The following is a 14,783-nucleotide window of genomic DNA, read 5'->3' as shown; positions in this document are numbered from 1 at the left end:
GGGCAATCACGATACCGGCTCGCTTGTGGGGTCGATGGGGCTCTGCTAGTGTGATCACACATATGTGATCACACCGGACCATCACAAGATCGAGAGTCCCCTATGGCGCAGATATCGCAGGCTCCGTTTGCCCACAGCACCGATGCCCAACGCACCGACCGCCCTCACGAGGAAGCGGCCACCGACCGGGTCGACGTGTTGTGCATCGACATGAACGGCATTCCGCGCGGCAAGTGGGTGCCCGCCGACCAGCTCGACAAGGTGATGGAGGGGCAGGTGCGCCTGCCGCTCTCGACGCAGTCGCTGGATATCTGGAGCGAGGACAACGATGCGCTGACCGGGCTGTCGCAGTCGATCGGCGACCCCGACGGTGCCTGTCACGCAGACGAGCGCACCTTGACGCCACTGCCCTGGGCCAAGGGCCACCAGGTGCTCACCACCCTGCACGATCTGAACGGCACGCCGAGTTTCATGGACCCGCGCGCCATGCTCGCCGCGGTCGTCGAGCGCTTTCGTCGCCATGGCTGGACGCCGGTGGTCGCCATCGAGCTGGAGTTCTACCTGCTCGATGCCGAGGCGCGGCACGCGCTGAAGACCATGCCGCCCGCGCCGCTGTGTCCGGGTGGGGAGCCTCGGGGGCAGCAGCTCTACGAGCTCGAGACGATGGACGCGGTGGCGCCGGTCCTCGACACCATCCGCGCCTTCGCCCACGCCCAGAATATCCCGGCGGATACGCTGATCGCCGAGTTCGGGCCGGGGCAGTTCGAGGTCAATCTCTGGCACCGCCCGGATGCCCTGGCCGCCGCCGACGATGCGCTGTACTTCAAGCGTCTCGTGGCCCAGGCCGCCCGTCATCACGGCCTGGCGAGCACCTTCATGGCCAAGCCCTACACCGATCAGGCGGGATCGGGCATGCATCTGCACGTCAGTGTGCTCGACGAGGACGGCCACAATATCTTCGATCGCGACAACGGCGCCGGACATCTCGACGCGGCCATCGGCGGCGTGATGCATAGCTTGCTCGATGGTCAGGCGATCTTCGCGCCGCACGGCAATTCCTACCGGCGCTTTCAACCCGACAGCTTCGCACCGATCGAGTGCACCTGGGGGTGCGATCATCGCGGTGCGGCCGTGCGCGTGCCGGAATGGCAAGGCGCCGCGGCGCGTCTGGAACACCGCGTGGCCGGCGCCGATGCCAATCCTTATCTGGTCGCCACGGCGCTGCTGGGGGGCATTCTGCATGGGCTCGAGCAACGCATCGCGCCGCCCCCGGCCATCGAGGACGCAGCCCACGCGCGGCAGCGCCCCGAGCATCTCACCCATGACTGGCTCACCGCGCTCGATCGCTTCGCCGCCTCGCCTGCCATGGCCGATATCTTCGGCACGGCGTATCGCGATCTCTACGCCGGGATCAAGCGTCACGAGGCCCGAGAGCTCATGGCCCGGGTCACCGATGTCGACCGCCAGACGTATCTTTCCCGTCTTTAAGGAGCAGGCATGACCCAGCAACGCTGTGCTTCCTACTACACCGCATCGATCGTCCAGGAATCCGACTATCCGCGCCTGGAAGGCGAGCACCGGGTCGACGTGGCGATCGTCGGCGGCGGCTTCACCGGCGTGGCCACGGCGGTCGAGCTGGCCGAACGCGGCTATCGCGTGGCCCTCGTCGAGGCCAACCGGATCGGCTGGGGCGCCAGCGGCCGCAACGGCGGGCAGGTGACCGGGAGCCTCTCCGGCCAGGACGCCATGACCCGACAAATGCGCCACACGCTGGGCGATGACGCCGAACGCTTCGTCTGGAACCTGCGCTGGCGCGGGCATCGGATCATCAAGCAGCGGGTCGAAAAGTATGCGATCCCCTGCGACCTCAAGCACGGCCACCTGCAGGCGGCCTACAAGCCCAGCCACATCAAGGCGTTGCGACAGGATTTCGAGGAATCGCAACGCCATGCCATCGGCGAGCATGTGCACTGGCTGGATGCCAAGGCGGTGCGCGAGGTGGTCGGCACCGAGCTCTATCACGGGGCGATCCGCAACGATTACAACATGCACCTGCATCCGCTCAACCTGTGCCTCGGGGAGGCCCGCGCGGCAGCAAGCCTGGGGGCGCGGATCTTCGAGCATTCGCCGGTAGTGGATATCGAGCATGGCGATACGCCGGTGGTGGTCGGCGAGCACGGTCGGGTAACGGCCGACAGCGTGATCCTGGCCGGCAACGCCTATCACCGCCTCGAGCGCAAGCAGCTGAAGGGCAAGTTGTTTCCGGCATCGCTGGGCATCGTGACGACGGCGCCGCTATCGCCCGAACAGGTGCAGTCCATCGACCCCGAGGATCTGGCGGTCTATGACACGCGTTTCGTGCTCGATTACTACCGACTGACCGCCGACAAGCGGCTTCTCTTCGGTGGCGGTGCCAACTACTCGGGACGCGATTCACAAGACATCACCGCTGAGCTGCGGCCGCGCCTGGAGCACACCTTCCCGCAACTCAAGGGCGTTGCCATCGATTTTCAATGGCAAGGCATGGCGGGCATCGTGATCAACCGCATTCCTCAGCTCGGCAAGCTCTCGGACAACGTCTACTACGCCCAAGGCTACTCCGGCCACGGCATCGCTACCTCGCACATCGTCGGCGAGATCATGGCCAATGCCGTTTCCGGCACGCTCGAGGAATTCGATGCCTTCGCCAACGTGCGCCACATCCGCATCCCGCTCGATGACCGGCTCGGCAATGCACTGCTGGCGGCCGGCATGTGGTACTACCAATTACTCGAAAAACTCAAATAACCATTACGCGAAAAACTGCACTAGCGGCGCTTTGGCGCCTGACAATTCGGCTTCCCGTCATTCACGAAGGCACAACAACAACTCCGCTGAGGTGAGATACGATGGAATATGACAATCCCCTTGTCCTGCTGCCCACGGCAATCGTCCTGATACTGGCATTGTGGACTCGCCGGGCCCTCGAACCCCTGGTCCTGGGGGCCTTCATCGGTACCTTGATGATCGACCCCGGCAATGCCTTGAGCAGTCTCACCGAGGATCTGCTCACGGTGATGACCAATGCGGATGTCGCCTGGGTCATCATGGTCTGCGGCTTGATGGGCAGCATCATCGCGCTGCTGCTCAAGTCCGGTTCCTCCCGGGCATTCGCCGACAAGCTGATGCGCTATACCACCAACAAGCCTCGCGCGCTGCTGGGCTGCTGGATCATGGGCATCATCCTGTTCGTCGACGACTACCTGAACTCCCTGGCCGTCGGCACCTCGATGCGCAAGGTCACCGACCGCTTCAAGACCTCCCGGGAAATGCTGGCCTACGTGGTCGACTCCACCGCCGCGCCCATCAGCGTGTTGATCCCGATCTCGACCTGGGCGGTCTTCTTCGGTGCCCTGCTCGAGACCAACGGCGTCGCGGAAGATGGGCAGGGGGTGTGGACCTACATCCAGGCCATTCCTTTCATGTTCTACCCCTGGGTCGCGGTGATCCTGGTGCCGCTGTTCATCTTGCGCTGGATTCCTGCCTTCGGCCCGATGAAGAAGGCCGAGCAGCGTGCCGAAAAGCAAGGGCAGTGCGTGCCCCCCGGGGCCGAACACATCGATGATGAAATCGCTCACCTCGAAGCGGACACCCATGCGAAAGGCAGCATCTGGTCCTTTCTGCTGCCCATGGCGTCACTGGCCTTCTTTACCTGGTGGTTCGATCTGGATTTCCTGATGGGCATCTTCGTGACCCTGGCCGGCATGATCGTGGCCTTCATCGGGTTCAAGAAGCTGTCGCCCAGCCAGACCTTCGACAACATCCTGGAAGGCTTCAAGTCGATGCTGGATGCCCTGGCCGTGCTGGTGGCCGCCTTCCTCTTCAATGAGGTCAACACCTCACTGGGGCTCGCCGATTATGTCATCACCACGGTCGAGCCGCTGGTCAGCGCGGAAATGCTGCCCTTCATCATTTTCACCGTCATGGGCTTCGTGTCCTTTGCCACCGGGTCCAACTGGGGCGTGTTCGTGATCATCCTGCCGATCGTCGCCGTGCTGGGGCAGAACCTCGGGGCCGACATGACGCTGGTGATCGGTGCCACGCTCTCTGCCAGCACCTTCGGCAGCCATGCCTGCTTCTATTCCGATGCCACGGTGCTGACCGCCCAGGCCAGCGGCTGCACGCCCTTCCAGCACGCCTTCACCCAGTTGCCTTATGCGGCCCTCGCGGGCTGTATTGCCGCCGCGGGGTATCTGGTGCTGGGCTACATGTGATCTCGGACGAGCGAATACGCCATGCACACTGATGCGCTTAGCAACTTCTGGAGCACCACCCTGGACGAGCGGCCGGCGTCGCGCCCGCGCCTGACCGCGCATGTCCAGGCCGACGTTGTCATCGTCGGTGCCGGCTTCACCGGGCTATGGACCGCTTATTACCTGAAACGCCTTGCCCCCGAGCGGGCGATCGTCGTGCTCGAGGCCGAGCGTGTCGGTCATGGCGCGTCGGGGCGCAATGGCGGCTGGGTGGTGGGTAACCTCGCCGGGCTGGAGCGGCATATCGGGGACTTGCCATTGGCGGAACGGCAAACCTGTTGTGGCGTGGTGGCCGATAACGTCGATGAGGTCGGCCGGGTACTGGCGTTCGAGGGGATCGAGGCTGATTTCAACAAGGGCGGCGCGATCTATGCGGCGGCTCGCTACCGGGATCAGATCGCCATCCAGCGCGACTACCTGCAGCATCTGCATGAGCTGGGGCACAGCGAGGCGAACTGCTACTGGCTGGATGCCGAGCAACTCTCGGAGAAGGCCCGATTCAGAAACGGCTACGGCGGCATCTACCACCGCCAGGTCGCCACGCTGAACCCGGTCAAGCTGGTCACCGGCCTGGCCGAGTGCGTCGAGCGCCTGGGCGTGACGATCTACGAGCAGAGCCGTGCCGAGACCCTGGCGCACCACAAGGTGAGCACGCGCGAGGGTAGCGTCGAGTCACCGATGGTCGTGTGTGCGACCGAGGGGTACGCCGACCGGTTCCTCGATTTCAAGCGCCACGTGATTCCGGTGCAGAGCCTGGTGATCGCCACCGAGCCGCTGTCGGAGGCCCGCTGGCAGGAGATCGGCATGGCCGAGCGTCCCGCCTTCGCGGATGCCAGCCGGTTGATCAATTACGGTCATCGCACCGCCGACGGGCGCATCGTTTTCGGTGCGCGCGGCACCTATTATCTCGGCGCCCGGTCCAAGGCCGACCAGGCGATCGATGATGGGGCCATTCGCATGCGGCGGGACCTGCTGGTGGATCTCCTGCCCGCGCTGGAGGGTGTCAGGGTCGAGTATGGCTGGGGCGGTTCGCTGGGCTTGTCGCGCAACTTCCGCCCGCATGCGATCCTCGATCGCGCCAGCGGTCTTGCCACCGCGGGCGGCTACGCCGGCGAAGGGGTGGCCGCCTCGCACCTGTTCGGTCGCACCCTGGCGGAGATGATTCTCGCGCGCGATACCGAGCGGGTGCGCATGCCCTGGGCCTTCAACGACGCCAGTCATCGTCAGCTGATCAAACGCTGGGAAGTCGAGCCGCTACGCTGGCTCGCCGCGCAAGCGATCACCTACAGCTACGCCGGGGAAGAGGCGTTGATGCGTCGCGACCGGCCGGCGCCGCTGCTCAAGCCCGCACTCAGACGATTGAACGATCGCTTCGCCTCGATCATCGAGTAAACGCCGAGCGGGTCTCCATCCAGTCCCGTTGGAAATCGAAAAGCGTCATTTATCCCAGCACGGTTGTTGAACAAACAACCGCCCGTTGGCTAGTGTGTCTAGCGTGCTTGACGGGGTGCCGGGCGACCGGCTGAGAGATGCAGGTCCGTGAGCCGGACTAGCGCATTAACCCGTTGAACCTGATCCGGCGAATGCCTGCACGTGCAGGCGGGTACTGGCGTAGGGAATCAAGCGGGCCTGTGACAACACATCTGCCTGTCCCCTGTGGCCTGCCTCCGGATCCTACTTGCCAACGACCGGAGACGATCATGGCCTATCGTTTCGACGATCTCAAAAACGCGTGCGCGGCCGACTGGCAGGCGTATATCCAGCACGATTTCGTGCGCCGTCTAGGCACCGGTACGCTCGAGCCGGGTGCCTTTCGCTATTATCTCCAGCAGGACTATCTGTTTCTTCAGCATTTCGCGCGGGCCTATGCGCTGGCGATCTATAAAAGCCGCAATATGGCGGATCTGCGCCAAGCCTTTGACGGTCTCAAGGCCGTCGTCGATACCGAGCTGACGCTGCATGTCGACTACTGCCGGCAATGGGGCATCAGTGACCATGACTTGGCTCGATTACCAGAAGACCGGGCCACCATGGCCTACACGCGCTATGTGCTCGATGCCGGCAATCGGGGCGATCTACTCGATATGCACGTGGCGCTGGCCCCGTGCCTGGTGGGCTACGGGGAAATCGCCAATATGCTCAACAGCGAGTCCACGACGGTACGCGCCGATAACCCTTACGATGCCTGGATCGCGATGTACGAAAGCGATGCATTCCAAAGCGCCATGCACAGTGAAATCGAATGGCTGGACGAACGACTGGCCGGTGTGACCGAGCAGCGCTTCGAAGAGCTCGTGGGTATTTTTCGAGATGCGACCCGCCTTGAGATCGACTTTTGGCAAATGGGGCTCGACTGGCGATCTCGCAGTCAATAATGAGATCAGTTCATATCACGGCTCGTGCTGGCGATAGGCCTCTTGCGGTTGAAGATATAAGCGCTGTCGGCGCTGTTGCCGTAACAGCATGATGCCTCCGATCAGGGCAGCGATGACGCCGGCACTGGCGCCGACACTCATCGCCCAGCGGGGCCCGGCATGATCGGCAAGCCAGCCGACGAGGGGGGCGCCGAGCGGCGTGCCGCCCATGGTGATCGCCATCCGCAATGCCATGACGCGGCCACGCATCATCGGCTCCGTCGAGAGCTGAATCAGCGCATTGGATGCGGTCATGAAGGTCAGCGCGGCCAGGCCCGTCAGCATCAGGGCGGCGGCGAAGAGGTAGGCGTTGGGGGCGAGTGCCGCCAGGCCGCAGCAGACCCCGAACCCCAAGGTGGCGAAGCACAGTAGCCGCATGGGCGGACGCTCGCGCTTGGCTGCCAATAGCGCACCCGTGATCGAGCCGACGGCCAGGGATGAGGTCAGGAGCCCGTACTGGCTTGCCTCGCCGTGGAATACCTTCACCGACATGGTGGAAATATAGACCGCGAAGTTGAAGCCGAAGGTGCCGATCAAAAACAGCATGAGCAGGATGGCGAGCAGGTCGGGCCGTTGCCACACGTAGCGAAAGCCTTCCGTCAGTCCACCGGCGTCATGCCTTGGTCGGGCAATGGGGCGTAGCTCGTCGAGCCGCAGTCGACATAGTGCCCCGAGCACGGCGGCGAACGAGGCGGCGTTGAGCATGAAGACCCAGCCACTGCCGACAGCGCCGATCAACAACCCGGCGACGGCGGGGCCGATCATTCGGGCTGCGTTGAAGGACGTCGAGTTGAGGGCCACTGCGTTGGAAAGATGCTTCTCACCGACCAGGTCGTTGACGAAGGTCTGTCGTGCGGGGGCGTCGAAGGCCGTGACGCAGCCGAGTCCCAGGGCGAAGGCATAGACCTGCCACAGTGTCACTATGCCGGTGAGGGTGGCCAGACCCAGTCCCAGTGCCAGCAGACCGAGCAACGCCTGGGTCACGAGGATCAGCCGGCGGCGGTCGAAATGGTCGGCCGCGTACCCGGTGAGAGGCAGCAACAACAGCTGGGGGCCGAACTGCAAAGCGATGGTGATGCCCACGGCGCTGGCATCGTGGTCGGTGAGCACGGTCAGCACCAGCCAGTCCTGAGCGATGCGCTGCATCCAGGTGCCGATGTTGGAGACCAGGGCGCCGATGGCCCACACGCGGTAATTGTAAAAACGTAGCGAGCGAAAGAGGCGGGTATCGCTCATGCCACGCATGGCCGTTGGCGGGAGAAGCAGGGCGTACGGTTCGAGTTGCGGTGCATAGGCGTTTTGAACTGGGTTGCAAGATCGGGATGGCAGCGTGAATCCGCTGACGACCGTTGTACCATGGCCTGGTCTCACGCATGATTCAGACCATGGTGGCAACGCCCCGATTCGTTATTCCTGAGACGAGAGAACATCATGCCGCAATATGCCGTAGTGGCCTACGATTACGCCGACGATGATGCCCTGAATCGCCGCCTGGCCAACCGTGAGGCGCATCTGGATGGCGTGCGCACGCTCGCTCGTGAGGGCTGCTTCCTCAGCGGCGGGGCGATCCTGGATGACAGTGGCAAGATGATCGGTTCGAGTGCGCATCTCCAGTTCGCCGATCGTCGGGCGTTGGAAGCGTGGCTCGAGTCTGAGCCCTACATGACCGGTCGCGTGTGGGAGTATGTCGACATTCACGAAGTCAAATTGTTCGATCCGAGCGCCTGAGCGACACCATGTCCGATAGTTCGTTACCGCTTGTGGTCGCCGTGCGCGAAACGCTTGAAGCGGCGCCGCGAGAGAAGCTACCACTGACCTACCAGGACGTCGCCGACGCGCTCGGCTTGCAGCCACCGCGTACCATCCAGCGTGTCGCTCAGGCACTGGAGGCGTCGATGCGCGAGGATGCCGCCCAGGAATGCCCCTTCATCGCTGCGCTGGTCGTCAGTCGCCGCGCGCCGCACATGCCGGCACGCGGCTTCTTCGAATTGGCTGTTGAATTGGGACGGTTTCCCGCTGATTCCGCTTTGCATGACCAGGCGTGGCGGGACGAATATCAGCGCGCCCTGGCGGCACGTGAGTGAGTGACGTTGGCTTTTGTTTACCCAGAACTCGAGGCGTGCATGACATGACAGATAATACTCACGCACTATCACGACGTTGGCTGGACGCCGAAACGCATCATCACTGGCTGACCCGAGAGGGCTTGAAGCTGCTCGATTTCCACCGTCAGGCGCGGCTTGATACCGGCGGTTTCGCGCCGCTAGATGGCGATGGACGGATACCCAATGGTGCGGGCGCGGATACCATGATCACCGGTCGCATGGCGCACAGTTATGGATTGGCAGCGATGCAGGGCGTGCCCGGTGCGGCGTCGTTGGCCGAGCATGCCATACGCGCCTTGAGTGGTTTGCTGCGTGACACGCATGACGGTGGCTGGCTTGCGGGGGACCCTGCTGTGACAGCGGATCGCACCAAGCAGTGTTACCTGCACCATTTCGTCGCCCTGGGGGCCGCGACGGCGACCCAGGCGGGCATTCCCGGTGCGGCGGTGTTGCTCGACGAGGTGGTCGAGGTCATCGAGACGCGCTTCTGGTCGGAGAACGAGCAGGCCTTCGTCGAGAGCTACGCGCTAGGCTGGCGCGAGCTGGCGGACTATCGCGGCGGTAACAGCAACATGCATGGCGTCGAGTTGTGCCTGGCGTTGGCCGATGTACGCGACGAGCCGCATTGGTTGGATCGGGCGCTGGCCATCGTCGAGCGGTTGATTCACCGCCATGCCGCGCCACGCGACTATCGCATTCTCGAGCACTTTCACGGCGACTGGTCCGAATGGCCGGGGTTCAACGCCGAGCAGCCGCACCACGACTTCTATCCGTATGGCGCGACACCGGGACATGGCTTCGAATGGTCGCGACTGATGCTACATCTAGAGGCGGCGCTTGAGGTGCGTGGGCGGGAGGCGCCGGCTTGGTTGTTCGTGGATGCCGCCGCGCTGTTCGAGGCCAGCCTGCGTGATGGCTGGGCCAGCGACGGCGCGCCGGGGCTGGTGTATACCGTGGACTGGCAGGGTCAGCCGAGCTCGCGCCGTCGTCGCCACTGGACCCATGCCGAGGCACTGGCCGCCGCCGGTGCCTTCCTGCAACGCACGGGCGAGGCGCACTACGAGCGCTGGTACCGCCACTTGTGGGACTTCATCGACACCACCTTCATCGACCGAAAGCGCGGCGGCTGGCAGCAGGAACTGGATCATCGCCTCGACATCGACCCGGCGCAGGGCGACGTCAAACCCGACCTCTATCATGCCTACCAAGCCACTCTGCTGCCGCGTCTCCCCCTGGCGCCGGCACTGGCCGTGGCGGTAGAGCACCTGTAGATGCATGGTGTTGACGGTTGGTGGACACGTAGGCCCCGATCGGCTTGAACCACCCGCCTCGCGTCCCAATGATTATCAGACTACCTTTTCAGGCGACTGGATACGTCCCGCCGCTTGGTGAGGGGCGATCCGACGTACAGACAAGGAGGCTTCATGAGCCAAGCAAACGAGTACACGCCACCCAGAGTTTGGGAGCCGAAAGAGAGCGGCGGCAAGTTCGCGAGCATCAACCGCCCGGTCGCGGGGCCCACCCATGAGAAAGCACTTCCGGTGGGCAAGCATCCCTTCCAGCTGTATTCGCTGGCCACACCGAATGGCGTCAAGGCCGGGGTGATGTTCGAGGAATTGCTGGCGCTGGGGCATCGGGGCGCCGAGTACGACGCCTGGTTGATCGATATCGGCGAGGGCGATCAATTCGGCAGCGGTTTCGTCGAGGTCAACCCGAACTCGAAGATCCCGGCGCTCATGGACCACAGCACCGACACGCCGACGCGGGTATTCGAGTCCGGCTCGATCCTGCTGTACCTCGCCGAGAAGTTCGGGGAGTTCCTGCCCAAGGAGCATGCAGCACGCACCGAGGCGCTCAATTGGCTGTTCTGGCAGATGGGCAGCGCGCCGTTCCTCGGCGGTGGTTTCGGGCATTTCTACAGCTATGCGCCGGTCAAGCTCGAGTACCCCATCGACCGTTACGCCATGGAAACCAAGCGTCAGCTCGACGTGCTGAACCGGCACCTGGCGGAAAACCGCTATCTGGCCGGCGACGAGTACAGCATCGCCGACATCGCCAACTGGGCCTGGTACGGGCAATTGGTGCTGGGACGTCTCTACGATGCCGCCGAGTTCCTGCAAGTCCACGAGTACACGCATGTCGTGCGCTGGGCCGAGGAAATCGATGCGCGGCCGGCGGTGCTGCGTGGGCGCATGGTCAATCGTCCCTTCGGCGAGCCCGAGATGCAGCTGCACGAGCGTCACGATGCCAGCGACTTCGAGACCAATACGCAGGATAAACGCGAGTCATAACGCCCACGCCGTCAACGAGCGCTACTTCTCCAACAATTCCGCGACCGAGTCGATGACCTCGCGGGGACGGAAGGGGTAGCGCTCGAGGTCTTCACGTGTGGCGATGCCGGTCATCACCAGGACCGTGTGCAGCCCGGCCTCGATGCCGGCGATGACGTCGGTGTCCATGCGGTCGCCGATCATGCCGGTCCGTTCGGAGTGGGTGCCCAGCTTGTTCATGGCCGAGCGGAACATCATCGGGTTGGGCTTGCCGACGTAGTAGGGCTCGCGCTTGGTGGCGGCGGTGATCAAGGCCGCGACCGCGCCGGTGGCCGGCAAGGGGCCTTCGGGGCTGGGGCCGGTAACGTCGGGATTGGTGGCGATGAAGCGCGCCCCGGCATTGATCAGACGAATCGCCCGGGTGATGGCCTCGAACGAATAGCTGCGGGTTTCGCCGAGGACCACGAAGTCCGGCGCGACGTCGGTCATCACGAACCCGGCTTCGTGAATGGCCGTGGTCAAGCCGGCCTCGCCGATCACGAAGGCCGACCCGCCGGGCGTTTGATCGCGCAGGAAGGCGGCGGTGGCCAGGGCGGACGTCCACAGGCGGTCCTCGGGGACATTGATGCCCAGACGATTGAGCCTCGCGCTGAGATCGCGCGGGGTGTAGATGGAATTGTTGGTGAGCACGAGGAAGGGCGTGCCGTTGGCCCGCCATTGGTCGATCAATTCGACGGCGCCGGGAAGCGCGTGATCTTCGCCGATCAATACCCCATCCATGTCCGTCAACCAGCAGTCAATTGCGCGTTCGTTCATTGCCTCGTATCCCGTGTCCGAATCCATGCGCCCAGCATAATGGTAATATGACGCCGCCGCAGCCTTCGTGTCAGGCGTTGTGGCCGACATGGAGCGACACCATCATGGCCAAACACAAGGAGAAGGAGCGGTGAAAGCACTGTTGCATGCGTATTTGAATGCCTCGTTGATTCTGCGCGTCACGCTGGCGCTGATACTGGGGGTCGTGGTGGGCCTGGCAGGTGGCCAGAGCGTGGCCGACTGGCTGGCACCGTTCGGCGATCTCTTGCTGCGCCTGCTGAAGTTCCTGATCGTGCCGATCGTGCTGTTCACCCTGCTGGTGGGCATCAATCAGGCCAGCGCCGGGAGCATGGGGCGCGTCGGGCGCAAGGTGGTTGTCTATTATATCGGCACCTCGGCGCTGGCGATCGTCGTGGGGCTCACGGTGGCTTCGCTGTTTTCCCCGGGGAGTGGCATGACGCTGGATAGCAGCGCCAAGGTATCGGTGCCGGAGAATCCCGGCATTGCGCAGGTGCTGCTGGGGGTGGTGCCGGATAACATCATCGGGGCATTCGCCGAGCTGAATATGCTGGGCATCATCTTTACCGCCATCGTCTTCGGCATCGCGTTGTTGAAGCTCCGCACGTCCGAGACGCATGGGGCACTGGCCGAGCAACTCTACCGTGTGATCGAGGCGCTCAACGAGGTCACGCTCAAGGTGATGTCGGGGGTGCTGCATTACGTGCCGATCGGGGTGTTCGCCATCGTGGCCGGTACCGTGGCCGAGCAGGGCGTGGCAACGCTGTTGTCACTGGGCGACATGGTGCTGGTGCTGTACCTCGCGCTGGGCGTGCATGTCCTGCTGTATTGCGTCTTGATGGGGGCCTTCGGCGTCAAGCTGCGGGATTTCTTTCGCGAAGCGCGCACGCCGATGGCGACCGCCTTCGCCACCCAGAGCAGCTCCGGCACGCTGCCGCTGACGCTGGATGCGGCGCGGCGCATGGGACTGTCGCGTGGGGTCTACGGCTTCAGCCTGCCGCTGGGGGCGACCATCAACATGGATGGCGCCGCCATTCGCATCGCCATTTCCGCCGTGTTCGCGGCCAACGTGATCGGCGCGCCGCTGGATTTCACCAGCATGCTGGAAATCGTGCTGATCGGTACGCTGGTTTCCATCGGCACCGCCGGCGTGCCGGGTGCCGGCATCATCATGATCGCCACGGTGTTCTCCCAGGTGGGGCTGCCCATCGAGACGGTGGCGTTGCTGACCGCCATCGATGCCTTGGTGGGCATGGGCTGCACGGCGCTCAACGTCACCGGCGACATGGTAGGGGCGTCGATCATCGGGCGCAGCGAGCGGACGCGGAATGCCGAGTGCGTCGATGCGCCGCAAGCGTAGCGCCCCGCGAGCCGGCCGCATCCGTTATCCTCGTCATCTGAACGCCAGGCGCGCCCGGGAGAGACGTCATGCAGCATGAAGAACAGCTCGATGCGACCGACCAAGTGGTCGGCGAGGCACGACGCGACGTGGTGGTCGTCGGCGGTGGAGCCAGCGGTTTGGCGGCTGCCCGGGCGGCGTCCAGGCGCGGGCTCGCTGTCAGCGTGCTCGAGCGCGGACCGCACGCGGGAGGCAATCTGCGCACCCATCGCGACGGGGCGTGGCAGGTCGAGGTCGGTCCCAACACACTGGTGATGAAGCCGCCACTGCACACGCTGCTCGACGAGCTGGGACTGCTCGACGAGGCTCAGCCGGCCAATCCCGATGCGCGGCGTCGCTATATCGCCTTCCATGGGCGTCCGGTGGCCTTGCCCACCCATCTCCTCAAGGCGCCCGCCAACCCGTTGATCGGCCTGCGTGGCAGCTGGTCCGTGCTGCGCGAGCCCTTCCGAGCGAGGCCGCCACGCGACGAGGAAAGCCTGGCGGACTTCGTCGTGCGACGCCTGGGACGGCACGTGCTCGACCACCTGGTCGATCCCTTCGTTTCCGGCGTTTACGCCGGCGATCCCGCGCGGCTCTCCGCGCAGGCGGCGATGCCCCGGCTGGTGGCGCTGGAACGCGAGTACGGCTCGCTGGTACGTGGCGGGCTGCGTCGACTACGCCAGTCGCGTCGCGAACCGCCCGCTCTGCCACCTGAGTGGCGTGGCCAGTTGGTGAGTTTCCCCGCCGGGCTGCAACGCTTGGCCGAGCGACTGGCCGAGGACATCGCCGATCGGCCCGGAGCATCGGTACAGTGCGGATGCGAGGTCGTCGCCGTGGGCCGCGAGGCCGACGGTTGGCAGGTGGACACGGCCGCCGGCCAGCGCATTCGCACGCGGGAACTGGTGCTGGCAGTGCCGGCGCCCACGGCGGCGGCGCTGCTGGCCTCTCACGACGCGGCCCTGGCCGCGCCTCTGGAGGAAATCGCCTATCCGCCGGTCAATGCGGTCTCGGTAGGGTTTCGCCGAGCCGACATCGACCATCCTCTCGATGGCTTCGGCATGTTGATTCCCGGGGTCGAGCGGCGGCGTACGCTGGGGGCGCTGTTTTCCTCGACGCTGTTTCCCGGGCGCGCGCCGTCGGATCATGTGCTGCTGACGGCCTTTTTGGGAGGCCGGCGTCAGCCGGAGGCCGCCGCCGGCGATGACGACGCCCAGGTGGCGCAGGTCGCCGCCGATCTTCGAGACTTGTTGGGGATTCGCGGCGACCCTGTATGGCAGAGCGTGAGCCGCTGGCCACAGGCGATTCCGCAGTACGAGCGTGGGCACCTGGCGCGGATTGCCGCCCTCGACGCGGCGCTGGAAGCGCATCCCGGCCTCTCGTTGCTCGGCAACTGGCGTGATGGCATCGCAGTGGGAGATTGCCTGGAGAACGGACGGCGTCTCGGCGAGCGCATCGCCGAGACGCTGGGTGGGAGCTAACCGCGGGGC

The 14,783-nt window shown here is 64.5% G+C and carries 13 protein-coding genes; 11 read left to right on the top strand and 2 right to left on the bottom strand.

Features of this window, described 5'->3' with window-relative positions; translation table 11 throughout:
* Window positions 1–102 precede the first annotated feature (102 nt).
* The 5 genes from C8E00_RS05055 (at window position 103) to tenA (ending at window position 6,667) form a co-directional block, all read left to right on the top strand.
* Complete coding sequence (locus C8E00_RS05055; RefSeq protein WP_208291878.1) at window positions 103–1,488, top strand: glutamine synthetase family protein; 1,386 nt, start codon at window positions 103–105, stop codon at window positions 1,486–1,488.
* A 9-nt stretch (window positions 1,489–1,497) separates the two neighbouring features.
* Entirely contained in the window at window positions 1,498–2,787 is a 1,290-nt protein-coding gene (locus C8E00_RS05050; RefSeq protein ID WP_133695280.1) for an NAD(P)/FAD-dependent oxidoreductase, read from the top strand.
* A gap of 101 nt (window positions 2,788–2,888) precedes the next feature.
* Window positions 2,889–4,253, top strand: a complete 1,365-nt coding sequence (locus C8E00_RS05045; RefSeq protein ID WP_133695278.1) for a Na+/H+ antiporter NhaC family protein — start codon at window positions 2,889–2,891, stop codon at window positions 4,251–4,253.
* 21 nt (window positions 4,254–4,274) lie between these two features.
* On the top strand, window positions 4,275–5,684 hold the full coding sequence (locus C8E00_RS05040; RefSeq protein ID WP_133695275.1) for an NAD(P)/FAD-dependent oxidoreductase: 1,410 nt from the start codon (window positions 4,275–4,277) through the stop codon (window positions 5,682–5,684).
* Window positions 5,685–5,992: 308 nt separating this feature from the next.
* Window positions 5,993–6,667: a thiaminase II gene (gene tenA, locus C8E00_RS05035; protein WP_133695273.1), complete on the top strand. Its 675-nt coding sequence runs from the start codon at window positions 5,993–5,995 to the stop codon at window positions 6,665–6,667.
* A 15-nt stretch (window positions 6,668–6,682) separates the two neighbouring features.
* Here tenA and C8E00_RS05030 read toward each other — a convergent pair whose 3' ends face one another.
* Window positions 6,683–7,942 (bottom strand): MFS transporter, encoded by a 1,260-nt coding sequence (locus C8E00_RS05030; RefSeq protein WP_133695271.1) that lies wholly within the window; start codon window positions 7,940–7,942, stop codon window positions 6,683–6,685.
* Between the two features lie 195 nt (window positions 7,943–8,137).
* Here C8E00_RS05030 and C8E00_RS05025 point away from each other — a divergent pair, with 195 nt between their 5' ends.
* From C8E00_RS05025 to yghU, 4 genes are all read left to right on the top strand, one after another.
* Entirely contained in the window at window positions 8,138–8,434 is a 297-nt protein-coding gene (locus C8E00_RS05025) for a YciI family protein (RefSeq protein ID WP_133695268.1), read from the top strand.
* An 8-nt stretch (window positions 8,435–8,442) separates the two neighbouring features.
* Complete coding sequence (locus C8E00_RS05020; RefSeq protein WP_133695266.1) at window positions 8,443–8,790, top strand: hypothetical protein; 348 nt, start codon at window positions 8,443–8,445, stop codon at window positions 8,788–8,790.
* Window positions 8,791–8,834: 44 nt separating this feature from the next.
* A complete protein-coding gene (locus tag C8E00_RS05015) occupies window positions 8,835–10,082 on the top strand; it encodes an AGE family epimerase/isomerase (protein ID WP_133695263.1) in 1,248 nt (415 codons plus the stop codon).
* A 153-nt stretch (window positions 10,083–10,235) separates the two neighbouring features.
* On the top strand, window positions 10,236–11,102 hold the full coding sequence (gene yghU / locus C8E00_RS05010) for a glutathione-dependent disulfide-bond oxidoreductase (RefSeq protein WP_133695261.1): 867 nt from the start codon (window positions 10,236–10,238) through the stop codon (window positions 11,100–11,102).
* A 21-nt stretch (window positions 11,103–11,123) separates the two neighbouring features.
* Here yghU and C8E00_RS05005 read toward each other — a convergent pair whose 3' ends face one another.
* Entirely contained in the window at window positions 11,124–11,897 is a 774-nt protein-coding gene (locus C8E00_RS05005) for an HAD-IIA family hydrolase (protein WP_133695259.1), read from the bottom strand.
* Window positions 11,898–11,985: 88 nt separating this feature from the next.
* Here C8E00_RS05005 and C8E00_RS05000 point away from each other — a divergent pair, with 88 nt between their 5' ends.
* On the top strand, window positions 11,986–13,275 hold the full coding sequence (locus C8E00_RS05000) for a dicarboxylate/amino acid:cation symporter (protein WP_424948537.1): 1,290 nt from the start codon (window positions 11,986–11,988) through the stop codon (window positions 13,273–13,275).
* Between the two features lie 68 nt (window positions 13,276–13,343).
* A complete protein-coding gene (gene hemG / locus C8E00_RS04995; RefSeq protein ID WP_133695254.1) occupies window positions 13,344–14,774 on the top strand; it encodes a protoporphyrinogen oxidase in 1,431 nt (476 codons plus the stop codon).
* The last annotated feature ends 9 nt before the right edge of the window (window positions 14,775–14,783 follow it).

It is taken from the genome of Chromohalobacter marismortui (genome assembly GCF_004364315.1).
Lineage (GTDB): Bacteria > Pseudomonadota > Gammaproteobacteria > Pseudomonadales > Halomonadaceae > Chromohalobacter > Chromohalobacter marismortui.
This window is presented reverse-complemented; position numbering and strand designations above follow the sequence as displayed.

What these genes read in the sequence shown, in the direction of transcription:
- C8E00_RS05055 (WP_208291878.1), top strand. Translation starts at nt 103, where the DNA reads ATGGCGCAGATATCGCAGGCTCCGTTTGCCCACAGCACCGATGCCCAA.
- C8E00_RS05050 (WP_133695280.1), top strand. Translation starts at nt 1,498, where the DNA reads ATGACCCAGCAACGCTGTGCTTCCTACTACACCGCATCGATCGTCCAG.
- C8E00_RS05045 (WP_133695278.1), top strand. Translation starts at nt 2,889, where the DNA reads ATGGAATATGACAATCCCCTTGTCCTGCTGCCCACGGCAATCGTCCTG.
- C8E00_RS05040 (WP_133695275.1), top strand. Translation starts at nt 4,275, where the DNA reads ATGCACACTGATGCGCTTAGCAACTTCTGGAGCACCACCCTGGACGAG.
- tenA (WP_133695273.1), top strand. Translation starts at nt 5,993, where the DNA reads ATGGCCTATCGTTTCGACGATCTCAAAAACGCGTGCGCGGCCGACTGG.
- C8E00_RS05030 (WP_133695271.1), bottom strand. Translation starts at nt 7,942, where the DNA reads ATGAGCGATACCCGCCTCTTTCGCTCGCTACGTTTTTACAATTACCGC.
- C8E00_RS05025 (WP_133695268.1), top strand. Translation starts at nt 8,138, where the DNA reads ATGCCGCAATATGCCGTAGTGGCCTACGATTACGCCGACGATGATGCC.
- C8E00_RS05020 (WP_133695266.1), top strand. Translation starts at nt 8,443, where the DNA reads ATGTCCGATAGTTCGTTACCGCTTGTGGTCGCCGTGCGCGAAACGCTT.
- C8E00_RS05015 (WP_133695263.1), top strand. Translation starts at nt 8,835, where the DNA reads ATGACAGATAATACTCACGCACTATCACGACGTTGGCTGGACGCCGAA.
- yghU (WP_133695261.1), top strand. Translation starts at nt 10,236, where the DNA reads ATGAGCCAAGCAAACGAGTACACGCCACCCAGAGTTTGGGAGCCGAAA.
- C8E00_RS05005 (WP_133695259.1), bottom strand. Translation starts at nt 11,897, where the DNA reads ATGAACGAACGCGCAATTGACTGCTGGTTGACGGACATGGATGGGGTA.
- C8E00_RS05000 (WP_424948537.1), top strand. Translation starts at nt 11,986, where the DNA reads ATGGAGCGACACCATCATGGCCAAACACAAGGAGAAGGAGCGGTGAAA.
- hemG (WP_133695254.1), top strand. Translation starts at nt 13,344, where the DNA reads ATGCAGCATGAAGAACAGCTCGATGCGACCGACCAAGTGGTCGGCGAG.